Source organism: Ruminococcus albus AD2013, assembly GCF_000526775.1.
Lineage (GTDB): Bacteria > Bacillota > Clostridia > Oscillospirales > Ruminococcaceae > Hominimerdicola > Hominimerdicola alba_A.
The window spans coordinates 3,024,080-3,047,986 of the sequence record NZ_JAGS01000001.1; the positions used below are offsets into that span (position 1 = coordinate 3,024,080).

The 23,907-nt window shown below is 46.8% G+C and carries 23 protein-coding genes; 17 read left to right on the forward strand and 6 right to left on the reverse strand.

What is annotated here, in order from left to right:
- The first annotated feature begins 12 nt into the window (after window positions 1-12).
- The 3 genes from N773_RS0113515 to N773_RS0113525 are packed head-to-tail and all read left to right on the forward strand — an operon-like array spanning window position 13 to window position 4,422.
- Window positions 13-2,400 (forward strand): DUF5696 domain-containing protein, encoded by a 2,388-nt coding sequence (locus tag N773_RS0113515; protein ID WP_024858281.1) that lies wholly within the window; start codon window positions 13-15, stop codon window positions 2,398-2,400.
- On the forward strand, window positions 2,400-3,362 hold the full coding sequence (locus N773_RS20275; RefSeq protein WP_037288416.1) for a carbohydrate ABC transporter permease: 963 nt from the start codon (window positions 2,400-2,402) through the stop codon (window positions 3,360-3,362). Before N773_RS0113515 ends, N773_RS20275 begins: the two co-directional genes overlap by 1 nt.
- A gap of 13 nt (window positions 3,363-3,375) precedes the next feature.
- A complete protein-coding gene (locus N773_RS0113525) occupies window positions 3,376-4,422 on the forward strand; it encodes a carbohydrate ABC transporter permease (RefSeq protein WP_024858282.1) in 1,047 nt (348 codons plus the stop codon).
- Window positions 4,423-4,580: 158 nt separating this feature from the next.
- On the opposite strand, the gene N773_RS22955 is transcribed toward N773_RS0113525, so the two are convergent.
- Window positions 4,581-4,730, reverse strand: coding sequence for a hypothetical protein (locus tag N773_RS22955; RefSeq protein WP_242840391.1), 150 nt, complete (start codon window positions 4,728-4,730; stop codon window positions 4,581-4,583).
- Between the two features lie 19 nt (window positions 4,731-4,749).
- Window positions 4,750-5,874, reverse strand: a complete 1,125-nt coding sequence (locus N773_RS20280) for a CapA family protein (RefSeq protein ID WP_242840392.1) — start codon at window positions 5,872-5,874, stop codon at window positions 4,750-4,752.
- A 118-nt stretch (window positions 5,875-5,992) separates the two neighbouring features.
- On the opposite strand from N773_RS20280, the gene N773_RS0113535 reads away from it, so the two are divergent.
- Both N773_RS0113535 and adhE read left to right on the forward strand, forming a co-directional pair.
- A complete protein-coding gene (locus tag N773_RS0113535; RefSeq protein WP_024858283.1) occupies window positions 5,993-6,172 on the forward strand; it encodes a hypothetical protein in 180 nt (59 codons plus the stop codon).
- Between the two features lie 156 nt (window positions 6,173-6,328).
- Complete coding sequence (gene adhE, locus N773_RS0113540) at window positions 6,329-8,965, forward strand: bifunctional acetaldehyde-CoA/alcohol dehydrogenase (RefSeq protein ID WP_024858284.1); 2,637 nt, start codon at window positions 6,329-6,331, stop codon at window positions 8,963-8,965.
- Window positions 8,966-9,032: 67 nt separating this feature from the next.
- On the opposite strand, the gene N773_RS0113545 is transcribed toward adhE, so the two are convergent.
- The 3 genes from N773_RS0113545 to N773_RS0113555 form a co-directional block, all read right to left on the reverse strand.
- Window positions 9,033-9,755 (reverse strand): tRNA1(Val) (adenine(37)-N6)-methyltransferase, encoded by a 723-nt coding sequence (locus N773_RS0113545; RefSeq protein ID WP_024858285.1) that lies wholly within the window; start codon window positions 9,753-9,755, stop codon window positions 9,033-9,035.
- 73 nt (window positions 9,756-9,828) lie between these two features.
- Window positions 9,829-11,073, reverse strand: a complete 1,245-nt coding sequence (locus N773_RS0113550) for a homoserine dehydrogenase (protein WP_024858286.1) — start codon at window positions 11,071-11,073, stop codon at window positions 9,829-9,831.
- Window positions 11,074-11,118: 45 nt separating this feature from the next.
- On the reverse strand, window positions 11,119-11,565 hold the full coding sequence (locus tag N773_RS0113555) for an ACT domain-containing protein (RefSeq protein ID WP_024858287.1): 447 nt from the start codon (window positions 11,563-11,565) through the stop codon (window positions 11,119-11,121).
- 357 nt (window positions 11,566-11,922) lie between these two features.
- Between N773_RS0113555 and N773_RS0113560 the strand changes: the two genes are divergently transcribed.
- The 12 genes from N773_RS0113560 to N773_RS0113615 all read left to right on the forward strand — a co-directional run bounded on the left by N773_RS0113560 (window position 11,923) and on the right by N773_RS0113615 (window position 22,801).
- A complete protein-coding gene (locus N773_RS0113560) occupies window positions 11,923-12,222 on the forward strand; it encodes a hypothetical protein (protein WP_024858288.1) in 300 nt (99 codons plus the stop codon).
- Between the two features lie 30 nt (window positions 12,223-12,252).
- Complete coding sequence (locus N773_RS0113565; protein ID WP_024858289.1) at window positions 12,253-13,287, forward strand: V-type ATPase subunit; 1,035 nt, start codon at window positions 12,253-12,255, stop codon at window positions 13,285-13,287.
- 35 nt (window positions 13,288-13,322) lie between these two features.
- The gene (locus N773_RS0113570; protein ID WP_024858290.1) at window positions 13,323-15,272 is read left to right on the forward strand and encodes a V-type ATP synthase subunit I; all 1,950 of its coding nucleotides are present in this window, start codon (window positions 13,323-13,325) and stop codon (window positions 15,270-15,272) included.
- 24 nt (window positions 15,273-15,296) lie between these two features.
- Window positions 15,297-15,743 carry an ATP synthase subunit C gene (locus N773_RS0113575; protein WP_024858291.1) on the forward strand — a complete coding sequence of 149 codons (447 nt, stop codon included), beginning with the start codon at window positions 15,297-15,299 and terminating at the stop codon, window positions 15,741-15,743.
- Between the two features lie 4 nt (window positions 15,744-15,747).
- Complete coding sequence (locus N773_RS0113580) at window positions 15,748-16,056, forward strand: V-type ATP synthase subunit F (RefSeq protein WP_024858292.1); 309 nt, start codon at window positions 15,748-15,750, stop codon at window positions 16,054-16,056.
- 17 nt (window positions 16,057-16,073) lie between these two features.
- On the forward strand, window positions 16,074-16,667 hold the full coding sequence (locus tag N773_RS0113585; protein ID WP_024858293.1) for a V-type ATP synthase subunit E: 594 nt from the start codon (window positions 16,074-16,076) through the stop codon (window positions 16,665-16,667).
- 136 nt (window positions 16,668-16,803) lie between these two features.
- Entirely contained in the window at window positions 16,804-18,558 is a 1,755-nt protein-coding gene (locus N773_RS0113590; protein WP_024858294.1) for a V-type ATP synthase subunit A, read from the forward strand.
- Window position 18,559: 1 nt separating this feature from the next.
- The gene (locus N773_RS0113595) at window positions 18,560-19,948 is read left to right on the forward strand and encodes a V-type ATP synthase subunit B (RefSeq protein ID WP_024858295.1); all 1,389 of its coding nucleotides are present in this window, start codon (window positions 18,560-18,562) and stop codon (window positions 19,946-19,948) included.
- A gap of 20 nt (window positions 19,949-19,968) precedes the next feature.
- Window positions 19,969-20,178, forward strand: coding sequence for a hypothetical protein (locus N773_RS0113600; RefSeq protein ID WP_024858296.1), 210 nt, complete (start codon window positions 19,969-19,971; stop codon window positions 20,176-20,178).
- Between the two features lie 57 nt (window positions 20,179-20,235).
- A complete protein-coding gene (locus N773_RS0113605) occupies window positions 20,236-20,883 on the forward strand; it encodes a V-type ATP synthase subunit D (protein WP_024858297.1) in 648 nt (215 codons plus the stop codon).
- Window positions 20,880-21,473 (forward strand): HdeD family acid-resistance protein, encoded by a 594-nt coding sequence (locus N773_RS0113610; RefSeq protein WP_024858298.1) that lies wholly within the window; start codon window positions 20,880-20,882, stop codon window positions 21,471-21,473. The genes N773_RS0113605 and N773_RS0113610 overlap by 4 nt, the downstream gene beginning before the upstream one ends.
- A gap of 134 nt (window positions 21,474-21,607) precedes the next feature.
- Complete coding sequence (locus N773_RS0113615; RefSeq protein ID WP_024858299.1) at window positions 21,608-22,801, forward strand: DHHW family protein; 1,194 nt, start codon at window positions 21,608-21,610, stop codon at window positions 22,799-22,801.
- Between the two features lie 48 nt (window positions 22,802-22,849).
- Here N773_RS0113615 and N773_RS0113620 read toward each other — a convergent pair whose 3' ends face one another.
- Complete coding sequence (locus N773_RS0113620; protein WP_024858300.1) at window positions 22,850-23,863, reverse strand: diacylglycerol/lipid kinase family protein; 1,014 nt, start codon at window positions 23,861-23,863, stop codon at window positions 22,850-22,852.
- Between the last annotated feature and the right edge of the window lie 44 nt (window positions 23,864-23,907).

The window sequence follows — 23,907 nt, forward strand, 5'->3', positions numbered from 1 at the left end:
GGTGGTGTTAAAATGCATAATAAAAGTTATAAAAAAGCGATAGTCTTTGGTTTGTGCCTTACTATGCTGATGCCTCTGGGTTCTATGGCCGTTACTTCGGCTGATGCTGAAGAGGATACCGCCGCGGTGGAGGAAACTGCGGAGGTGGAAGATACTGTAGCGGCTGATGAGGATACTTCGGGAGCAGAGGATGCTCTCCCCGAAAAGATCTCCGATGAGCAGGCTGCATCTATGGCTCAAAAGCTCTGTGAGAATGACAATCTAATTCTCTACGGTGACGAAAAGAACGAAAGACTCGGTCTTTATGTAAAGAGCAGCGGCGCTTACTGGTGGACATCTCCTATAAACGTATTTTCCGAGGATCAGGTAGTTGATGTTGAAAAGGGCAACATGATGAAGAAAGCGCTGAGAAAGCAGATCGCATCAAGCTGCGCTATCAAGGTCGGTGACCTGAGACAGGAAAAGAGGACAGAGTCAGCTGCACCTATCTACTCAAATAAGGCAAAGTCCAAGTGGACTACCAATGACAAGGGCGCTGTTATCGAATACAAATTCAACTCCGAGGGCGTTACGCTGAAAGTTCATTACGAGCTTTGCGAGGACAGTCTGTATGTTTATGTTAATTCTTCTGAGGTAGAAGAAGCGAACACTTCTCAGGTGGACGGCAAGATACTTACCAAGCTCCAGCTTTGTCCTTACTTCGCAGCAGCTCCTGCTGTGGACTATAACGGCAATCCTACGGAAGGCTATATGATAATTCCCGACGGCAGCGGTGCTGTTATCAACTACAATAACGGCAAGGGAACGTATCCCGATTATATTCAGCAGGTATACGGCAGAGACTACACCATGGTTCCTCTGCAGGCACCGAGAGTTACCGAACAGGCTTATCTGCCCGTGCTTTCCACGGTAAACGGCAGCAACGGCATTGTTGCGGTGGCTACCGACGGTGATGCAAATGTATACGCAAGGGCTCAGGTAAGCGGTCAGAACAAGCAGGTATACAACAGCTGCTACTTCGAGTTTGAAACACGTTCTTCCGATGCGTTCTTTATGAGCGGCGACAGCGCCAACAAGCTGAACGTATTTGAAAAGGGAGATATCAAGACCGAGCGTTTCGGCATACACTACTATCCCGTTACAAGCAAGGACGGCGGTACTGTAAACTATGCTGACTGCGCTGAGGTTTACAGAAACTATCTTATAGATGAGAAGGGTCTGAAAAGGCAGTCTTCTCTCGGCAACAAGCTTTATATGGACCTCTACGGCGGCGTGCTGAAGAGAACTTCCATACTGGGTCTGCCTTTCAATCTCAAAACTGAGATAACAGGCTTCGACCAGGCGGGCGAGATAGTTAAAGAGCTTAAAGGCAAGGGTGTCAACAGTTTCAATGTAAACTACAACGACTGGACAAATGCCGCTATAAAGGATAATATCTCCACTAAGGCAAAGCCCTCGGGCACACTTGGCGGAAAAAGTGATTTCACTGAATTTATCAACACTGACAATGTTCAGGTGTACCCGTCCATGAACAACTTTACAATGGACAGATCTTCCGGTGGTTACTGGACGCTGACAAGCACTGCTATAAGAATATCCAACGCTTATTCAAGACAGACCTCTTACAGCCTGTCGTTCGGCGTTGCACAGAAAGGCGTTGCTCCTGCACTGCTTTCACCAAGCAAGTATTCAAAGACCTTTGAAGAGATGCTTGGCAGTTATCAGAAGGAAGGTATCGACAGGATCGGCTTTGGCTATCTGTCTTCCAGACTGGTGGGAGATTACACCAGAAAGGACACATATTGCAGAGATAAGACCATGAATGTACTTGTTGATGAATACAAGAAAGCAAACAGTAATATAGGCGCTATCCTGGCTGATGAGGCTAACGCTTATATCCTGCCCTATGTTTCCACTGTATCCGGTGTGCCTGTTTCGTCCAGCGGATATGATATCACAGACTTTGATATCCCGTTCTATCAGATGGTCATCCACGGTTATGTGCCTTACGCTTCAAGCGCTATCAACAAGAGCTCCAACACAGATGAGACCTTTATGCTGGCTCTCGCTTCGGGCTCTCAGATACACTATGATTTCACCTATGCTGACAGCGATGTGCTCCAGGATACCGAGTACAATGACCTGTACTATACTAATTACAGGGGCTGGACAGAAGCGGCAGCAAGACAGTACAAGGCTGCAAAGAACATTGTCGGCGGTGTTTCTGACTACACTATCAGCAAGTACGAGATAAGCGGCGACGGAAATGTTCTCACGACCACCTATTCAAAGGAAGGTCAGGGTGATGTTGTGGTAAAGATCGACAAGAAGAACGCTACCGCGACTGTTGACGGTCAGAACGTCAATATAGAAAACTGTATCGAAGGAGGTTTGAAATAATGAGCAAAGAAAACAATAAAGCAGTTCAGACTTCCGAAAATACAGCTCCCGAAAAGCAGAAAAAGCACGTACTTTCGTATGAAAAGAGAAAGGGACTTTACGGCTACGGCTTCATAGGTCTCTGGGCGCTGGGCACGATATATTTCTTTATCGCACCTCTCGTCATGTCGCTTATCTACTCCTTCAACGAAACGAAGGTAGAAGTCGGCGGCATGGAGATGAAGTGGATAGGCATGAAGAACTATGTCAATGCTTTCCGTAAGGATCAGGATTATACTCTCGCGCTGGTGGATATGCTGAAGAATACGGCGCTCAGAACACCTCTGATCATTATTTTCTCGATATTCATCGCACTGGTGCTGAACCAGAAGTTCAAGGGAAGAACATTTGCAAGAGCAGTATTCTTCCTGCCTGTTATCATAGCTACGGGTCCTGTTATGGATATCATCAACGGCAACATGAGCACAGGCGGCTATTCTGGCGGTTCCGAGCAGTTCAGCACGATGTTTGAAGCTAACCTTGTAGATCAGCTCCTGAACTTCCTGGGTATCTACAATATAAGCGACAGACTTTCAAATATCATAAATTCGCTGACAACAGATATCTTCAATCTGGTTTGGAACTCGGGTATACAGATACTTCTGATACTCGCGGCACTTCAGGGCATCTCGCCTGCTTCCAAGGAAGCGGCTCAGATGGAGGGTGCTACTTCGTGGGAATTCTTCTGGAAGATAACTCTTCCCACGATAAGCCCTATGATACTCGCAAGTGTTGTTTATACAGTAGTTGACTCCTTCGTTGACCCCGGCAATAAGGTAATGACCATAGTTCTTAACAAGTCTACCAACTGGCAGCACGGATATTCAGCTGCGATGGCGTGGGCATACTTCGCAATAATAGGTGTTTGTCTGGCTATCATAGTTGCTATCCTTAACAAGGTCATCTACTACGAAGTTGAGTAAAGGGGGGATAGAAGTGGCAACTAAAAAAGAAGAAAAGCAGTTTGAAAAAGAACGCAAGGCTGCTATTAAAGCTCGTGAGAAGCGAATGAAGGCGGAAGGTCTTGAAAAATTCCTTACTCCCGACCAGATAAAGTACAACAAAAGGCAGAAAGCCATAGGCGCTGTCTGGCCTGTATTCAGATTTCTGATACTCTTCGGTCTGTGCTTTGTCATACTCTATCCTCTGATATTTATGCTTTCAACAGCATTCAGACCCAACGAACAGATGAACGATCCTTCTATCATCTGGATACCCAAGAACTTCACCATGCAGAATATCAAGGATACCTGGAAGGTAATGAAGTTCGACAAGACACTGATAAACACCATCATCCTGAACCTGGTATCTTCTGTTCTTCAGGTAATAACCTGTTCGATAACAGGCTATGGTTTCGCAAGATTCAAGTTCAAGGGCAAGAATATACTGTTCGGCTTGGTTGTAATGATGATAATCGTTCCTCCCCAGATAACAACGATACCCATGTATATGCAGTACGCACATTTCAAGCCTCAGTTCCTTGCTAAGATGTTGACTCTTGGCAAAACTTCACTGATAAACAGCGGCTGGACGATGTATCTGCCTGCATTGTTCGCAAACGGCATAAGAGCCGGTCTGTTCATCTTCATATTCCGTCAGTTCTTCAGAGGATTGCCCAAGGAACTTGAAGACGCAGCTTATCTGGACGGCTGTTCACCTCTTTACACCTATGTAAAGATAATGATACCCAATGCAAGGCAGTCATTCCTGACAGTTTTCCTGTTCTCCATCGTATGGTACTGGAACGACTACTATGTATCAAGTTCTTTCTTCACCAACAACGACACCGTTGCACTGATGCTGAAGAACCTGAATACCACCCTTGCAAAGACACTGTTCAACAATCAGTCGGTATCTGTTCGTCAGATAATCGTTTGGCTGGAAGCAGGCTGTCTGCTTTCAATAACCCCTATACTGGTAATGTATGTATTCCTGCAGAGATACTTTGTAGAAGGTATCGAGAAGTCCGGTCTTGCAAACTAATATCGGTATTGCGGAGGTAATACGCAGCAAGAATAAGGCACTTCTGTTGGAATACTGACAGAAGTGCCTTTGCGCTTTTATGAGGGTAAAACTGCCCTCGTTATCAATAAAAAAAGCGAACAGCGGTTAGTCGGGGACTTCGCTGTTCACTGTAACAATTATTCGTATGCAAGAAATTCTTCCGGAATATAGTTTATGTAGTTCTGCAGAACGTTCCTGTTTACACCTGCCTGCTGATACATCATGTGGCGGGAAAGCATATCGTCAGTGTAATCGCCATAGGGGTACACCGCACAGTTGTACCACATCGAATCCCAGTTTGCACCCTCATAGTGGGAAATAACGGGGATGGCTTTTTACGTTTTCAAACGATATTTTACCGCCGTTGTCGTAGTCTTTTACTACGTCCAGCTTGCCGAATATGCCGATTATGGACCTGCCGTACTGACCGTCGGGATTGTCTCCGTCGAACATGGTGGAGAAGAAATTGCCCAGACCGTAGTAGCAGAAATCCTGACCGCCGTCGGGCTTATCGAGATATGTACAGGTCGAAAGTGCGTGTGCTTGAGTGCCTATGATAAGGTCTGCACCCCATTCGACCAGCTTGGGAGTAAGCTCCAGCTGCATATCGTTCAGGTCGTTTATGACTTCGGTGCCGTAGTGGCAGGACACAACAACAACATCTGCCATTTTGTTAGCTTTTTCGATCTGCCGCCTGACGGTCTCTTCATCGGAGAGGTAAACCACCTTTCCAGGGTCGCCGTCACCAAGGAATATGCCGTTGGTGTGTTCCATATAGCCCAGAAAAGCAAATGTTACGCCATTGACTTCCATCGTCCTGATGTTCTCGGAATCGGCTTCATCGCGGTAAGCACCGTAATGCACGACACCTTTGCTGTCCCAGTAATCAAGTGAGGATATCAGTCCGTCGGAGAACTTATCCAGCACATGGTTGTTGGACATGGATATGACGTTGAATCCGAAATCAACCACTGCATCACCGACCTCGGTGGGTGTGGAGAACATGGGGAAGGTCGAAGGCTCAAAGGCATCGTTTACAAGGGTCTCCTGATTGAGTATGGCTATATCTGTACCCTCTATCAGCTTTTTGCAGGGGGCATAGCACTTTGAAAAATCGTAGCTTCCGTCTTCCTGCTGTGCTTCAACGTAGATATTATCGTGGATAAGGTTATCACCTGCGCAGGCAAGATGAACGACGGTTTTGCCCGTCTTGTTCTCATCGGCAGACTTCTCTTCGGTGGCATTTGCAGCAGCTGAGTTTTCATCTGCGGGGGCATTATCTTCCTCAGAGCTCTTGACGTTGTCCTGTACTTCGATGCTTACAGCGGAACTCTTTTCTGTTTCGGTCGTCGGTTCGTTGTTTGTCTGCTTACCGCAGGAAGCTGTCAGCATAGCGGCGGCAAGAATGAAAGGAATTGTCTTTATTTTCATATAATGATACTCCTTCAAAAATCAAATTTCGGATACTATTATAACACGTATCTTTCGGATTGTCACCAAATTTTTAAAAAATTGTGAAATCTAAACAAGCGCCGATTGGTGGAAAACTGTGAATATACCGAAATTGCTCATTCCTGCGGGAGGGCGCAGTCATAAAGCTGTAAAGAATGGTAATACTATATCGGGTAAGCACAACGGCGAAAAGTCTGTATATAACGCAAAAAGTCGTAATAGTGATGCAATGGCGGAAGCCCTGCAAAATAAGGATGCCCAAATTGCAGAACGTTAAAAAAAAGTTTAAAAAAGATAGTGAAATATGTGATTGACAAAAAAATAACAAACTGGTATAATAGGATTATGATAAAAGGAGATCGGGGTCGTAATGACCCGATATTACCTGTTTTGGTGTGAAGATTCAACCTTATAATGTTTGGAGGATACTATAATGGCTAAAACTACTGCTAAAAAGAACGAACCGATTTTCGTGGACAGCGTAGAAGCACTATCTGCCAAGATAAAGGAAGTCAGAGCTGCGCAGGCTGTGTTTGCGACCTATACTCAGGAACAGGTCGATAAGATATTCAAGGCTGCTGCACTGGCTGCCAACAAGGCACGTCTGCCCCTCGCTAAAATGGCTGTTGAAGAAACAGGCATGGGTATAGTTGAAGACAAGGTCATCAAGAACAACTATGCGTCCGAGCATATTTACAATGCTTATAAGAATGTCCAGACCTGCGGTGTGTTCGAGACTAACGAAGCTTACGGCACTACAAAGCTTTATGAACCCATCGGTCTTATCGCTGCGGTAATACCTACTACCAACCCTACTTCTACCGCTATATTCAAGACACTTATCTCGCTGAAGACCAGAAACGGTATCATCATCAGCCCTCACCCCCGTGCAAAGAACTGCACTATCGCAGCTGCCAAGATAGTTCTTGATGCTGCTGTGGCTGCTGGCGCACCCGAGAATATCATCGGCTGGATAGATGTTCCTTCACTGGATATGACCAACCAGATAATGAGAGATTCCGACCTGATACTTGCAACAGGCGGTCCCGGAATGGTAAAGAGTGCTTATTCTTCAGGCACACCTGCACTGGGCGTTGGCGCGGGCAATGCTTCCGCTATAATCGATGCTTCTGCTGATATCAAGGTTGCAGTAAACTCCATAATTCACTCCAAGACCTTCGATAATGGTATGATATGCGCTACCGAGCAGACACTTATCGTTGATAAGAAAATATACAAGGAAGTAAAGGCTGAGCTGAAAGCACGCGGCTGTTATTTCCTTAACAATGAGGAAGCTGATAAGGTAAGGCATACCATGATAATCAACGGCAGCCTTAATGCAAAGATAGTTGGTCAGAGACCTGTTACTATCGCTAAGCTCTGCGGTTTTGAAGTTCCTGAGGACGTAAAGGTACTGATAGGCGAAGCTACCAGCACCGACCGCGAAGAAGCTTTCGGTCATGAGAAACTGACTACCGTTCTCGGTATGTACAAGGCTGAGGATTTCGATGATGCACTCGATAAGGCTGAGACCCTGCTTGAAAACAATGGCGGACTTGGTCATACCTCGGTACTTTGGATAGATAACGTAAACGAGCGCGAGAAACTGCTGAAATTCGCTGACAGACTGAATACCAGCCGTCTTATCGTGAATACACCGTCTTCACTGGGCGGTATAGGCGACCTCTACAACTTCAACTTTGCACCTTCGCTGACACTGGGCTGCGGCTCCTGGGGCGGAAACTCCGTCAGCGAGAACGTTGGTGTAAAGCACCTGCTTAACGTTAAGACAGTTGTTGAGAGGAGAGAGAATATGCTGTGGTTCAGAGCACCCGAAAAGGTATACTTCAAGAAGGGTTGTCTGCCTGTTGCCCTTGATGAACTGAAAAACGTAATGGGCAAGAAGAAGGCGTTCATCGTTACCGACCAGTTCCTGTACAAGAACGGCTACACCAAGCCTATCACTGATAAGCTGGATCAGATGGGTATCGCACACAATGTATTCTTCGATGTTGCTCCCGATCCTTCACTGGGCTGCGCACTTGAAGGCGTAAAGGCTATCCGTGCTTTCGAGCCTGATACCATCATTGCTATCGGCGGCGGTTCTGCTATGGACGCTGCAAAGATCATGTGGGTACTTTACGAGCACCCCGAGGCTGACTTCATGGATATGGCTATGCGTTTCATAGATATCCGCAAGAGAGTATACACTTTCCCGAAAATGGGCGAAAAGGCTTACTTCATCTGCATACCTACATCTTCCGGTACAGGTTCCGAAGTTACACCTTTCGCGGTTATTACTGATGAAAAGACAGGTCACAAGTATCCTCTGGCAGACTACGCTCTGCTGCCTAACATGGCTATCGTTGATACCGACCTGATGATGAGCGCACCAAAGGGTCTGACCGCTGCTTCGGGTCTGGACTGCATGGTACACAACCTTGAGGCTCTGGCGTCGGTAATGGCTACCGATTTCACTGACGGTATCGCTCTCCAGTCGCTGAAAATGACATTTGAAAATCTGCCCGAGTGCGTTGACAACGGACAGACTGCATACAAGGCAAGAGAGAAGATGGCACACGCTGCTACCATGGCAGGTATGGCATTTGCAAACGCATTCCTTGGCATAGGACATTCCCTTGCGCACAAGCTTGGTGCATATCACCACCTGCCTCACGGCATCTGCTGCGCACTGGTAATAACCAATGTCATGAAGTTCAATGCTAATCCTGTTCCTACCAAGATGGGCACATTCTCGCAGTATGAATACCCCAAGACTCTTGAAAAGTACGCTGATGTTGCACGTTCGCTGGGTCTGTTCGGCAAGGACGACAAGGCTTGCTTCAAGATGCTCTGCGATAAGGTAGAAGAGCTGAAAGAGCGCGTAGGCTGCAAGAAGACCATTGCTGAGTACGGTATCAGCGAGGAAGACTTCCTTGCAACACTGGATCAGATGTCCGAGGACGCATTCGACGATCAGTGCACAGGCGCTAACCCCAGATATCCTCTCATCGAAGAGCTGAAGGAGATCTACAAGGCTTGCTACTACGGCACCGAGTACAAGGGCTAATTAAGAGAATAAATAATTCAGGCACTTCTGTCAGCATCGACAGAAGTGCCTTTTCGCCTATTAAATATCAGTTTGAACCATCGAGGTGATATATCCTGTTCATCTCGGCTGAAAGCCCGCCGTCGGCAGAACGCACATAAAGCGGCTTTTCAATTTGTATAAAATTATTTCCTCCCATGCGCCCCTCAACGAGTATCAGCCACGGTGCACAGTCGGGATTTTTGTGTACAGTCCGCAGTCGCTTTGGTTCAATGCCATTGGATCGCATGGCGGTCATGATATCACAGAGCCTTTCGGGGCGGTTGCATATACACAGTCTGCCGCCGTAGCGAAGATTTTTCTTTGCCGCTCTGCAAACGTCCTCAACTGTACAAAGCATCTCATGACGGGCGATGGATACCGCTTCGCTGTCGTTCTTTTCGCCTGTGTTGTTTATCTTGTAGGGGGGATTGCAGGTTATAAGGTCGATGGGCTTGTCCGCACGCCAGTCTTTAAGGTCACCCAGTACGGGGACGATATCATCTATATCCGACTTTTTCAGTGAGATCTTCAGCTGTTCGTGGGCTTTCTCCTGTATCTCCAGTGCGTAGGTCAGCTTCGGCTTGTAATTCTTGTGAAGCAGAAGAGCGATTATGCCGCTGCCTGTGCAGAAGTCGGCGCATATATCCTTATGTCTTGCCTGAGCAAAATCAGCCAGCAGAAAAGCGTCCGTACCGAAACGGTGTTCATCGGATATGCATATCTCAATACCGTCTCCGAGGGATTCAAAGGTGAAGTCAGTGTATTCCATGAGATCTTCCTCTCGTATTTATACCGCGTTTTAAAAAGCCCCCGCTTATGCAGGGGCTTTTGTGATCTTAATTTCAGAACATTCTTATCTTGCTTGCTATCTCAGCAGAGTGAGAGAGTATAGCCAGGTTGGCATCGATATCGCTCTCTACCATGTTGGGTGTGATGAATGCAAGCTCATCGTCGGGGCGATTAGCACGCTCAATGTACATCAGCTTGCCGAACATCTCGGAGATGGAAGGCTTGAGAGCCTGAACATCGTCGCCTTTAAGACGAACATACATGGAGCAGTTGATATCCTTGTATCTTACCACGAACTTCTCGTCCTTCTTGGATTCCTCCCAGTGGATACCGAGAGATCTGCCGTTATGTCTCAGGCAGTCAATGATATCACCTACAACTGCGGAAGCGGTAGGAAGCTTGCCTGCGCCCTGACCGTAGAACAGTACATCGCCGACACCGTCGCCTGTAACGCTTACTGCGTTGTAAACATCGTCAACGCTTGCCAGCATATTGCTCTTGGGAACGAGTCTGGGGCAAACGATAGCGCTGAGACTGCTGTCTTCAAGTCTCTTTACGGAAGCTATCAGCTTGATAACATAGCCTGCGTTGTCAGCGTACTCAACATCGTCCAGAGTGATCCTTGTGATACCGCTCTTATGTACCATTTCGGGATAGATGTGCTTGCCGTATACCAGTGAACCCAGTATGCATATCTTGCGGCAGGCGTCCTCGCCCTCAACATCGGCAGTAGGATCAGCCTCGGCATAGCCCAGCTGCTGAGCCAGCTTCAGTGCATCCTCAAAGCTCATCTGATCCTTTATCATCTTAGTGAGGATAAAGTTTGTAGTACCGTTGAGTATACCCGAGATCTGCTGGATCTCGTTACCTGCCAGACATTTGTTCAGGGGTCTGATTATCGGTATACCGCCGCCTACGCTGGCTTCAAACAGATAGGAACAGCCGTTATCCTGTGCAAGCTGTAAAAGCTCTGCACCGTAAGCTGCAACAAGAGCCTTGTTGGAAGTTACTACGCTCTTGCCCTTTGCAAGCAGCTTCTTGGTGTACTCATATGCAAATGTAGTGCCGCCTACAACTTCGGCAACTACCTCTATCTCATCATCGTTGAGTATAGTATCAAAATCGTGTATGATCATATCGGCAAAAGGAGATTCGGGGAAATCCCTGAGATCGAGAATATACTTGATATCGCAATCCCTGCCGATCTTCTTATTGATAGCTTCCCTGTTCTTCATAAACAGCTCGACAGTACCCGAGCCTACTACACCGTATCCTATGACCGCTACATTCTTACTCATAATTATCCTCTTCCTAAATTATTATTATGTCTGTTCAGACCGAACTCACTCGCCCGAGATTATCTTCGCTTCAACTACACCCGATACTTTTGAAAGCTCCTCGGTGAGCTTCTGGGTATTCAGCGCGTCTCTGTCGAATCTTACCGAGAACGTGACCGTAGCCACGGAATCCACGGGGATATTCTGGTTTATGGTCAGTATATTCGTCCCCAGCTCGTAAAGCTTCGATATTATTGAGGAAAGCACGCCCTTTTCGTCACGCAGTGTGCAGTAGACGGAAACGATATTGTTGGTGAGACGTTCCTCATAATTAAAAACAGAGTCCTTGTATTTGTAGTAAGCGCTTCTTGAAATGCCAACTGCCCTGCAAGCCTCGGTAGAGGTGGAGACCTCCCCCCTTGCCCGCATACGTTTTGCGGCAAGCACTTTCAGCACGATATCAGGCAGTACATCTGCACTAACTATAACAAGACCCGACTCGTTATCAGCCACGGAAAGTTCACCTCCGACAAACAAGTGTATTCGCAACAAATACAACTATACCACGTTTTTTCAGTTTTGTCAAGCATTCATTTTTTTATTAAAGCGCGCAGTCAGGTGATATTTTTCGCTGATACGGGCAGTTTGACAGTATTTTGCCATCGGGATATGGTTATAATCAACGAAATTGAGTTGGGGGCTATGCAACTATTGTTAAATATGTGGAAAAAAATAGGGCTGACTTGAATTTTATGATAAAAAGTTGTAAAATGATAATGTATTTTTAAACATATGACTATAGGTCATTATAGCGAGCGGCAAACAGATATCGATGCCGTTTAATATAAACTGCCGAAAGGAGTGAGCAGTTTGGATATAATCAGTGAGATACTGGAAACAGACAGACTTGCCGAGGAAAAGCTTGAACAGGCTATGCAGAAGCGCAGCGAGATGCTGAAAGAATGCGAGAAAAAGGTCGAGAGGATACATGAGAATGCTGAGTCTGAGGCAGATCTCTACCGCGCATTCCTTATTTCCGAGGAGGATATGAGCAACTGCGAGAATGAGCTGAAGCAAAGTGAAAGAGAACAGCTTGATGCCCTTGTTGCGGCTTATGAAGCTTGTCATGAGGACTGGGAAAATGATATAATCGCCGCGATAATAGGCTGATGACCCTGCGGCTGAAAGGAGGTGCCCGATATGTTGGAGAATTATAGTTCAAATGCCACCACTGCGAAGATAAGAGCGAAGTACGCTCAGCTTTTCACGCAGGAGGATTATCGGGAACTGGCGGCGCTGAGGACTGTGCCCGAAGCGGCGGAATACATCTCACGGTCGGCACGTTTCAGGGAAGCTTTCGCGGAAGTTGATCCCAACACCATACACCGTGGTTTTCTTGAAGAACTGCTGTACAGGGAGAACTTTGAGACATATATAAGACTGTGCAAATTTCAGGGGCTTGATAAACAGCCGTTTTTCGGATTTCTGATAAGGCGCAGCGAGATAGACTGCATACTTTCTATCATAAATCGAATAAACTCGTCACTTGACAGGACATATCTTTCCGACCTGCCTGGATATCTTATAAAGTATCTGACGATACCCGTTATGGAGCTCAGCCTTTCACAGACCTATGAAGATCTGGTGGCGGGACTGAAGGGTACACGCTATGGCAAGGTACTGAAAAAGATACCTGTCCGCGAGGATGGCAGAGCCGATTATACCGAGTGTGAGCTCAGGCTGAGGACAGCCTATTACGAAGAACTACTCGAACAGGCTGAAAAGGAGTTTTCGGGCAGTGTTTCTGAGGAGCTGAAAACAATCATACTCCGTGAGATCGACTGCCGAAATATAATAAATGCCTACCGTATGAAATCCTACTTCGGGTATTCACCCGAGGAGATAAAGAGGAGATCGCTGAAATATTACGGCATAGGCAAAAAGAATATGGAAAGGCTGTATGAAGCAGCCGACAGTGAGACCATGATGGACATGGTAAATCATACTATTTATGGGAAAAACTCCCCCGATACAGATAATATCGAGGTGGAGATAAACAGCGTGAAGATAAGAAGGCTGAGGCATTACCTTACGGGCAGCACAAATGCTCCCGTGGCGTTGTATGCTTTCATTATCCTCTGCGATATAGAAGTTTCCAATCTGGTGCATATCATCGAGGGCATCAGATACGGCGTTGAGGCTGCCGCTATTGAAGCACAGCTGATAACGCTTTGATATCTTCCCGATGAAAGGAGTGCGAACACCTAAATATGGCGATTGAAAAAATGGCGCTTGTCAATATCATCGGCAGATTTGAGGATCTGGATGAGACCCTCATACGCTGCTGCGACAGCGGGTGCTTCCATATCGAGCCGGCTTTCAAGAATGAAGCTAATTCGACTGTAAAGCTGCTCAATGAGAAGAACCCCTTCGGTGTGCCGCTTAAAGAATTTGCGTCCCTTGCCACTGAGATGGGCATTGAGCTGAAAGAGACAAAGGGGACAAGGTTCAATGGGTGGACAGCGGAACAGTTCAATGAACTTTCCGAGAATATCGACAGCGAGATAGAGGAAAAGAACGGCGAGAAACAAAAGCTCGCAACAGAGGTATCAGAGCTGGAGGGCGCTGTGCTGCAGGTAGACCATCTGCGGGGCATGAACAGCGATTTCAGCAAGATATTTGCCTGCAAGCATACTGCCTGTCGCATCGGACGTATGCCTGCGGATAATCTGGCAAAGCTTCAGTACTACGATCAGACATTCTTCTTTGTGCCTTTCGAGACTACAAAGGATTTCTGCTGGGGTATGTACTTCTGTGCAAATGGCGACAAGGAACTGGTGGACAGTATATTCCGTTCAATGTTCTTTGAAAGGATACATCTTCCCGACTATGTATCGGGCAATACAGATGAAGCCATTGCAAAGCTGAATGACCAGATAAAGAACAAAAAGGCGGAGATAGAGGCTCTTGATAAAGAGATAGCCGTACTCGCCGAAAAGCATGACCAGACAATACTGGAAGCTTATACCGCGCTGAAAAAGCGCTACGATATCTTTGAACTGCGCCGCAAAGTCGGGGCTGTCAAGGAAAAGTTCTATATCAAGGGATTTGTTCCCAAAAAGCAGGCGGATAAATTCTCCGAAAGCTTCGATGATATGGAAGAAGTGGAAGTCGTGCTTCTGCCGCCTGATGCGGATGCATACTGCACTCCGCCTACGGTGCTGAAAAACGGCTGGTTCACAAGACCGTATTCAATGCTTGTTGAGATGTACGGTCTGCCAAAGTACAACGGGTTCAATCCCACGGCATTCGTGGCTATAACATATACTCTGCTGTTCGGTATAATGTTCGGCGACCTGGGACAGGGATTCCTGCTGTTTCTCGGCGGACTGATACTTGGCAGAAAGAGCAAGCAGGCAGGCGGTATCGTTGCAAGATGCGGTTTTTCCAGTATGATCTTCGGTACACTGTACGGTTCGGTATTCGGATTTGAAGAACTTCTCGACCCGATATACGAAAGCATCGGGATAGACTTCCTGCCGCTGAAAGCTTTTGAACAGTCATCGTTCATACTGCTTACCGCGGTGGGCATAGGTATATTCCTGATAGCGGTATCCATGCTGCTGAACATCTACATAGGTTTCAGAGAAAAGAACTACGAAAAGGCAGTATTCGGCTGCAACGGCATCGCGGGACTTATTTTCTACGGTTCGCTGGTAACTTTCGTAGTAAGCAAGTTCATACTGAAGATAGAACTTGCAAGCAGTGCAGTGTTCGCGCTGCTGCTGGTGATACCCGGTATATGTATATTCTGCCGAGTACCTTTTGCGATAGCCGCAAAGTACAAGAAATGGAAGCTTTCCGAGGATGAAGAGGATATGACAGTCGGCGGATTCATCGTCGAGAACTTCTTTGAGATGTTTGAATTCCTGCTGAGTTATGTTTCAAACACCATGTCATTCCTGAGAGTCGGCGGATTTGTACTTTCCCACGCTGGTATGATGCTGGTCGTAATGACACTTCTGAATATGTCAGCAACGGCTGCCAAGCCCTTCACACTTGTGATAGGCAACCTGTTCGTTATGGCTATGGAAGGTATGATAGTTGCTATACAGATCATACGTCTGGAATTCTACGAGATATTCTCGCGTTTCTATGAGAGCGACGGCAAGGAGTTTGAGCCTATGAGCGTAAGCTTCGATACCGAAGTAAATATATGATAATTAATTTTGGAGGTTTTAGATATGCTTAAAATCATGTTGCTGCCGCTGGCAGCTGTCGTACTGCTGACAGTACCCTTTATGTTTATGGCTAAGAAGATAAAGACAGGTGAGAAGTCTGCAAAGGCTGCTTTCATCGGAAATCTGTGTACATTTGCAGGCATAATGCTGGTGGGTATGATAGTACCTTTCACCGACCTTATAGCTTTTGCGGCTGAAGAAGGCTCTACCGTTAAGGAAGCTATCACAACAGGTGCAGGTATCGGTTATCTGGCGGCAGGTCTTTCTGTTGGTCTTGCTTGTATCGGTTCGGGTATTGCCGTTGGTTCGGGTGCGCCCGCAGCTATCGGTGCTACATCCGAAGACCCCAAGAACTTCGTTAAGGCACTGATCTTCGTCGTACTGGGTGAAGGTATCGCTCTGTACGGTCTGCTGATCTCCATGCTGATAATCTCGGGCATCGGCGGCTAATACTATGAAATTCTATTTGCTCAGCGATAATATAGATACCCAGATGGGTATGAGGCTGGCAGGTATCGAGGGCAAGGTCGTACACGGTGAAAAAGAGGTAGCGCAGGCGCTGGATGAAGCGATGGAAATGAAGGACGTTGGAATAGTCCTGATGACAGAAAAGGCGCTGAAAGAGTGTCCTGACAAGGTCATGGACTACAAGCTCAACCGTGCGACTCCCCTTATTGTTGAGATACCCGACAGACACGCCACAGCGAATATCTCAGATACGATATCAAAGTATCTGGCTGAGGCTGTTGGCATAAAGCTGTAAAGCGTTGGAGGATTACAATGACGGATCAGACACAAAAGCTGGAAAAATTCAAGCAGGCAGTATTCGATGAGGCTGCCGAAAAGGCTGCTGAGATAATAAAGGAGACCGAAGAGCAGTGCGCCGAAGTGCTGGCTGAGGCTGAAGCTGAGGCAAGAGATTTTGTCAAACAGAGCAGAGCTAAGGCTGAAAAGGAGCAGAAAGAGGCTGCACAGAGGACGGAATCCGCAGGACGTCTGGCACAGCGCAGGAACGTGCTGAACGCAAGACAGGAAGTCATAGACAGGGTGTTCTCGAATGTCAGGGAAAAGCTGGAGGCTTTCAGACAAAGCGCTGATTATGAAAAGTTGCTTGTCAGGCGCGTTACTGAGTGTGCAGCGGTATATCCGAACAAAAAAGGCGAGGTGCGTTTAGCATCGGCTGATATGAAATATGCTTCTGTGCTTACATGCGGCGGAAGATTTACTGTCACCGAGAGCGCGAATATACTGCTTGGGGGACTCATGGTAGTATTCCCCGAAGATAATCTGGCACTGGACTGCACTTTCGATAACGAATTCAAAAGACAGAAAAGCGGCTTTGCAGGCAAAGCAGGATTGGGCACTGACCTGTAATGAAGAAATGACATGCTCTCCCTGCTGATCCGCTCGGGATAGATGTCATTCACTATGATTTATCATATATACCGAATTCCCTCGGGGCTTTGGTAGAGTTCACATAAAGGGCGTGAATAAAATGAGTACGGAAACAATGGATAAGATATATTCGGTCAACGGACCTGTCGTTACGGTGCGCAATACCAAGAGCTTTGCCATGCAGGAAATGGTTTTTGTCGGCGAAAAGCGCTTGATAGGCGAAGTTATCCGCGTAAGCGCAAAGGAAACTACCTTGCAGGTCTATGAGACTACCACGGGACTGAAACCCGGTGAACCTGTTTACGGCACGGGTGCGCCTATGGCGGCAACTCTCGGCCCGGGAATACTTGATAATATGTATGACGGTATCGAAAGACCTCTGAAAAAGCTGGAGGAGATAAGCGGTGCGTTCATATCCGAGGGCGCTAATGTCCCTGCGCTTGATCCCAAGCGTAAGTTCGATGTTACGGTGACAGTAAAGAGGGGCGATATACTTCGTCCCGGCGAGATATATGCTACCTGCCCCGAAACTGCGCTGATAACACACAAGTGTATGCTCTCGCCTTTATCTAAGGGCGGAAAGGTCGTATGGACGGCTGTTACGGGCAAGTATAATGTAAACGATGTAGTAGTAAGGCTGCATGACGAGTACGGCAATGAAGAGGAACTCACCCTCTGCCAGAAGTGGCCTATAAGAACTCCCCGCCCCTGTGCGGAGAGAATGCCTATGTCGAGACCGCTGATAACAGGTCAGCGTATAATCGATACCGTAGTACCCGTGGCTAAGGGCGGTACTGCTGCTATTCCGGGAGGATTCGGTACAGGCAAGACCATGAACCAGCACCAGATAGCAAAGTGGTGCGATGCTGATATAATCGTATACGTAGGCTGCGGCGAGCGTGGAAATGAAATGACACAGGTACTTGAGGAATTCAGCGAACTGATAGACCCCAAGACACAGCGTCCGCTGACTGACAGAACTACCATGATAGCAAATACCTCGAATATGCCTGTTGCAGCAAGAGAGGCTTCCATATACACAGGTATAACTCTGGCTGAATATTACAGAGATATGGGCTATCATATAGCTATTATGGCAGATTCCACATCCCGTTGGGCTGAGGCTCTGCGTGAGATATCGGGCCGTCTGGAAGAAATGCCCGCAGAGGAAGGTTTCCCTGCATATCTGCCATCGCGTATATCGGAATTTTACGAGAGAGCAGGTTATGTAAAGACACTGAACGGTGCTGAGGGCTCTGTTACCATAATAGGAGCGGTATCCCCTCAGGGTTCGGATTTCTCCGAGCCTGTAACACAGAACACCAAGCGTTTCGTAAGGTGCTTCTGGGCACTGGATAAGGCACTTGCTTATGCAAGACACTATCCTGCCATAAACTGGAATACAAGCTATTCCGAATATACCGATGATCTCTCAGCATATTACAGAGATAATGTTGCCCCTGATTTTATGGAGGTAAGACAGCAGATATCAAATATCCTCGTTGAGGAAAACAGCCTGATGGAGATAGTCAAGCTGATGGGTACTGATGTGCTCCCCGATGACCAGAAACTGCTTATCGAAGTTGCAAGAGTAGTGCGTGTAGGATTCTTACAGCAGAATGCTTACCATAAGGACGATACCTATGTACCTTTGGAGAAGCAGTACCGCATGATGAAGGCTATACTCAGATTCTTTGAGCTTTCAAAAGATGCTCTCGCAGATGGTGTTTCCATCGACAGGATAATGTCTAACGGCTGGGCTGACAAGCTCATCAAGATAAAGTACGATATCCCCAATGACAAACTCGGTATGTTCGACGATTACGAGAGGGATATGAACGAGTGGTACAAGAACGCGGAGGTGGTCTGAGTTGAATATAAAATATATCGGTCTCAGCGAGATAAACGGACCTCTGGTCGTTCTCGATAAATGTAAGAACGTAAGCTATGACGAGATAGCTGATATCGAGTTGGATAATGGCACTCACCGTCTGGCGCGTGTTGTTGAGGTATACGAGGATAAGGCAGTATTGCAGGTCTTTGAGGGCACTAAGGGGCTCTCGCTGAAAAATACGACCACAAGCTTTGAAGGCAGACCTATGGAACTCCCTCTGGGCGGAGAAATGCTGGGACGTATTTTCAACGGCGCAGGCAAGCCTATCGATGGTCTGGGCGAGATAGTTGCAGAAGAGTACCGCGATATCAACGGCGAACCGCTGAATCCCGTATCCAGAGTTTACCCCAGAAACTATATAAATACAGGCATATCATCCATAGATGCACTTATGACCCTTATCAGAGGTCAGAAACTGCCTATATTCTCTGGCTCGGGTCTTTCACATAATAAACTGGCTGTGCAGATAGTACGTCAGGCAAAGATAGCTGATGAAGCAGGTCAGGATTTCGCAGTAGTATTCGGTGCGATGGGCGTTACCAACGACGTTGCTGATTACTTCCGCAGAAGTTTTGAGGAAACAGGTGTTCTCCAGAGAGTATCCATGTTCCTTAACCTTTCAAATGACCCTATCATAGAGCGTATACTTACCCCCAGATGCGCACTTACCTGCGCTGAATATCTGGCATTCAAAAAGAATATGCATATCCTCGTCATACTGACAGATATGACTTCATACGCAGAAGCACTTCGTGAGTTCTCGTCTTCAAAGGGTGAGATACCGGGAAGAAAGGGCTATCCGGGATACCTCTATTCCGACCTTGCTTCTATCTATGAAAGAGCGGGCATCGTTAAGGGCGCAAACGGTTCTGTTACACAGATACCCATACTTACCATGCCTAATGACGATATCACCCACCCTGTACCCGACCTTACGGGATATATCACCGAGGGTCAGATAGTTCTGGACAGAAACCTGGATGCTACGGGCATATACCCCGGTGTTGCCATACTGCCCAGCCTTTCAAGACTTATGAAAGACGGCATAGGCGAGGGCTATACCAGAGAAGACCACCAGATGTGCGCTAACCAGCTGTTTGCGGCTTATGCAAAAGTTCAGGACGCGCGTTCGCTGGCTTCCGTTATCGGTGAGGAAGAGCTTACTGCGGCGGATAAGGCATACCTTAAATTCGGTGAGCTTTTCGAGGAGCACTTCATCAATCAGGGCTTTGAGACTAACCGTTCGATAGAGGAGACTCTTGATCTCGGCTGGAAACTGCTATCGTCACTGCCGAGGACTGAACTTGACAGAGTTGATGATGAACATCTGGACAAGTTCTACGATCCTGAGAATGCGTATAAATAGTGATTTTAGGGAGAATTTATATGACATCGTATGAGATCATAAAAATGGCTTTTGCTGTCGCAGCAGTCATTTTAGGGGTTGGTATGCTTATAAAGCCCGAAAAATACCTTAAAAAGGGCAGTGAGGGCAGTGAAGCTGAGATAAGCAAGTATCGCAAAGTAGGTACTTTTGTCACTGTGGTCGGTATACTGGCCGTATTGCTGAATATCGTACTTATAGTGAAATACTGAGTTATCATAAATTAAGCGAGTGTCTCGTTTCTTATTTCCGAAAGGAGTGAAAAAGCTTTGGCTGTACAGCAGGTGTTCCCCACGAAGGGTAACCTCATAGCAACTAAGAAAAATCTCCAGCTTGCGGCACTGGGCTATGAACTTCTCGACAGAAAGCGCAATATCCTTATACGTGAGATAATGACGCTGGTCGAAAAAGCCAAGGAACTCAGAAGCTCCATAGAAGATACCTATAAGGAAGCCTATGAGATGCTGAAGATGGCTAATATGTCAATGGGTGTTATAACCCCATATGCCGAATGTATGCCTGTTGAGGACGGTATCGAACTATCCTCCAAAAGCGTTATGGGCGTGGAGCTCCCGCAGGTCATTTACCATGAAACTCCCCGTGAAGTCTGCTATGGATTCGCAAGAACTAATTCTCAGCTGGACAGAGCGTTCATCGCCTTTGAAAAAGTTAAAAGGCTTACGGTGAAACTCGCTGAAGTCGAGAACAGTATTTACAGACTTTCCGTGGCGATAAAGAAAACCCAGCGCAGAGCAAATGCGCTGCAGAATATCATAATTCCCCGCTATACCGATACTGTTAAGTTCATCGCAGATTCTCTGGAAGAAAAAGACAGAGAGGAATTCTCGCGTATGAAAGTCATAAAGGCGGTAAAGCTGAAAAAAGAGAATGAGAACAATGGGGAGGGACAGCAATGAATAAAATGAAAAAAGTGTTGGGCAATTTTACGGTGCTCTCTGTTTTCTGCATAGTTATGGGCATCGCACTGATAATCAGACCCGATTTCTTTACAAGGGTCGTCGGGCTTGTGGTTGGCGGAGTCATCACTGCTATGGGCGCAGTTGCTCTGCTGAGATACTTTATACGTACAAAAACTGACCCCAATAATGCGAGCGGTCTTATAAGCGGTGTTATACTCGTTCTTGCAGGTGTGTTCGTCATGGTAAGACCCGATTTTATACCGAAAGTAATAGCTTTCGTCTTCGGTGCCTATATGCTGATAAGCGGTATAACCAATATCCAGGGCGCTTTTGCACTGAAAAAGAACAACAGCACCCGCTGGACAAAAGCTCTGGTGATCGCAGTGCTTACTACACTGGCAGGTCTGATGCTGGTAATAAATCCTATACTGCTGGCTGATGTTACTTCCAGACTGATGGGCGTTTGCCTGCTTATCTCGGGAATGTCCAATATCGGCGGAACTCTGCTGACAGGCAGGAACAAGCAGGATCCCAATATCAGGTTCGATAACAGGGATAACGGACAGAAATTTATCGATATCGATTAAAGACTAAAGCAGTCCTTCGGGGCTGCTTTTTTGATGCTTTAGGTAAAACCATGGCGCTTCGCTATTGACATCGTGGGCGGTTCTGTGATATAATATAATTTGTCATGAATATGTTTTTTAGGAGCGTGTTATAAATGAAAATTAAGATATTTGCAGCCTGTGCAGCCGCCATGCTGATGCTTACGGGCTGTGGAAATACCATCGGACAGAATAAGGATATGGTCGTTGCCCCTAAGCCAAAGACCACCGAAGCTGTACCAACAGTCGATGAAGACAGTGTAGAGTCCGAAAAGCCAGAAGAACCTACAGAGTCCGCTGCTAAAGATGATAAAAAGGACGAGAAAAAGACATCGAAGGCTACTACTACGAAAGCTCCCGAGACTACGACCAAGCCCGTTACCACAACCGCAAAACCCGAAGAAGGTACATATGAGTACTTCAACGGCTGTATACTTGCTAATTCGGGCACGTCAAATGTCCGCGCCATGGAGGAGTACTATTATAACTCCGAGAACGGCAGATATCTGGCAGACTGCGTTGATGTTTATGCTGACAGCGTGGGAAGTAATGTAAATACCTACCTGATGATGATACCTACTTCTCAGGAATTCTATATCCCCGATGACCTCAGGGACAGCTACCCCGACCAGAAGGAATGTGCCGATGAGGTGTATTCCATGATGACATCGGGAAAGAGTGTGCCTATAAATTCCACGCTTGAAGACCACAAGGGTGAGTACCTCTATTCCCGCAGTGATTACCACTGGCAGCCACTGGCGGCTTACTATGCTTCAAAGGTCTTCGCTGAAAAGGCAGGAGTTGATTTTTCATCTCTGGACAGTTATGAAAAAGTTGAACGTGAGGGCTATCTCGGGGCGTTCTATTCGGTGAACGGCATCTATCCTCTGGAGGAATCTCCCGACACTTTCACCTACTACAAGCCCGCAAACCTTGATTCGCTGAATGTGCTTTTCCATGATACCTATTTCGGTGAGGGTGTACCAAGCTCACTTTTCTTTGAGGACAACGATATCTCAGCAAGCTACACCGTGTTTGTAGGTACAGATGATACGATACTTGAAGTCGATACTGATGCTGATAACGACAGAGTTCTGGTAATATTCAAGGACAGCTACGGCAACGCCCTTGTGCCTTTCCTGACTTCCTCATTCTCGAAGATTTACCTCTGCGATAACAGGTTCTTCAATATCAATTCCGTTGATTTTGCCAAAGAAGTAGGAGCAACAGACGTGCTTTTCGCCCTCGGCGCAGCGTCCTCCAGCAGCTACGATAAGATATCACTGATAGAATCAAACATGAACCAGTAAAAAAATCGTCCGACTGAAATTTACATCAGTCGGACGGTTTTTATTTTATTATTTGTCTTCGTCGGAATCGTCTTCTGTTTCGTGGGTCTTGAAGTATTCCTCGGCACTCAGTTTCAGCAGACGTTCTGCGGGGGCTTGCAAACGCACGAATTCCTGCTCGGCAGTTATGGCGTTGAAGCCTATTTTCAGGCGTATAGCCTGTTTCAGGTTCAAAATATCCACATCGTCATGCACGCCGCCCGATTCACCGTCCAGCGCCCATGCAAGGGGCTGCTTGCTCTTTATTTTCAGGTGAGATGTTTTGAATGTCACAAAGTTGGGACCTGTCAGCTTGTTTATAGCCGCTTCTGCGAGTATACCGCTGAGCTCGATAGCATTGTTTGGAGTTCTGATAAGACATACCTCGAACAGACCGTCATCATAGCATACTCCGTCCTGAATGAAGTTTTTCATGCCTGCGATGCTCTGGGAATTGGAAATAAGACCCAGTGCGAAACTGCCCTCGATAGTCTCACCGTCATGTTCGATAGTGAGGTCGTAACCTCTTATCTCATTTATGCGGCGCAGAGCCTCAACGATATAAGCCACATGACCGAAACGGTTCTTGTACTCCTGTGGAGTTTCGTAGGATACCGCTGTAAATGCACCAAAAGCCGCCACATAGACGAAATTCTTGTTGCCGTTGAACAGACCGATATCGTAATCGAAAAATACTCCTTTAGCGATGGCATTTGCGCAGTCTACGGGCTTATTTGGCAGTCCCAAAGACATACCCACATCGTTTGTAGAGCCTGTGGGGATATATCCCAGAGGTACTTTCTTATCCAGCGGGATAAGAGCACTTACGGCTTCGGAAAGCGTACCGTCGCCGCCGCTTGCCAGTATAAGGTCGTAATTGTCGGCGTCCTCTCTTATCTTGCGTTCGCCGTCACCTGAACACTGGGTAGGGTAAACGGTAACATCAAAGCCCTCCTTGGTAAAGATATCGACAATATTGAAAAGCTCATTTTTTATCTGACCTTTACCCGCAAAGGGGTTGAATACAAAAAGCAGTTTTTTCATTTGTTCCTCCGATAGATGCATTGATTTATCTTTTATGATATTTT

Coding starts and splice junctions, on each gene's coding strand:
- N773_RS0113515 (WP_024858281.1), top strand. CDS start 13: ATGCATAATAAAAGTTATAAAAAAGCGATAGTCTTTGGTTTGTGCCTT.
- N773_RS0113620 (WP_024858300.1), bottom strand. CDS start 23,863: ATGAAAAAACTGCTTTTTGTATTCAACCCCTTTGCGGGTAAAGGTCAG.
- N773_RS20275 (WP_037288416.1), top strand. CDS start 2,400: ATGAGCAAAGAAAACAATAAAGCAGTTCAGACTTCCGAAAATACAGCT.
- N773_RS0113575 (WP_024858291.1), top strand. CDS start 15,297: ATGCTTAAAATCATGTTGCTGCCGCTGGCAGCTGTCGTACTGCTGACA.
- N773_RS0113550 (WP_024858286.1), bottom strand. CDS start 11,073: ATGAGTAAGAATGTAGCGGTCATAGGATACGGTGTAGTAGGCTCGGGT.
- N773_RS0113585 (WP_024858293.1), top strand. CDS start 16,074: ATGACGGATCAGACACAAAAGCTGGAAAAATTCAAGCAGGCAGTATTC.
- N773_RS0113570 (WP_024858290.1), top strand. CDS start 13,323: ATGGCGATTGAAAAAATGGCGCTTGTCAATATCATCGGCAGATTTGAG.
- N773_RS0113545 (WP_024858285.1), bottom strand. CDS start 9,755: ATGGAATACACTGACTTCACCTTTGAATCCCTCGGAGACGGTATTGAG.
- N773_RS0113610 (WP_024858298.1), top strand. CDS start 20,880: ATGAATAAAATGAAAAAAGTGTTGGGCAATTTTACGGTGCTCTCTGTT.
- N773_RS22955 (WP_242840391.1), bottom strand. CDS start 4,730: ATGTGGTACAACTGTGCGGTGTACCCCTATGGCGATTACACTGACGAT.
- N773_RS0113615 (WP_024858299.1), top strand. CDS start 21,608: ATGAAAATTAAGATATTTGCAGCCTGTGCAGCCGCCATGCTGATGCTT.
- N773_RS0113600 (WP_024858296.1), top strand. CDS start 19,969: ATGACATCGTATGAGATCATAAAAATGGCTTTTGCTGTCGCAGCAGTC.
- N773_RS0113580 (WP_024858292.1), top strand. CDS start 15,748: ATGAAATTCTATTTGCTCAGCGATAATATAGATACCCAGATGGGTATG.
- N773_RS0113565 (WP_024858289.1), top strand. CDS start 12,253: ATGTTGGAGAATTATAGTTCAAATGCCACCACTGCGAAGATAAGAGCG.
- adhE (WP_024858284.1), top strand. CDS start 6,329: ATGGCTAAAACTACTGCTAAAAAGAACGAACCGATTTTCGTGGACAGC.
- N773_RS20280 (WP_242840392.1), bottom strand. CDS start 5,874: ATGAAAATAAAGACAATTCCTTTCATTCTTGCCGCCGCTATGCTGACA.
- N773_RS0113590 (WP_024858294.1), top strand. CDS start 16,804: ATGGATAAGATATATTCGGTCAACGGACCTGTCGTTACGGTGCGCAAT.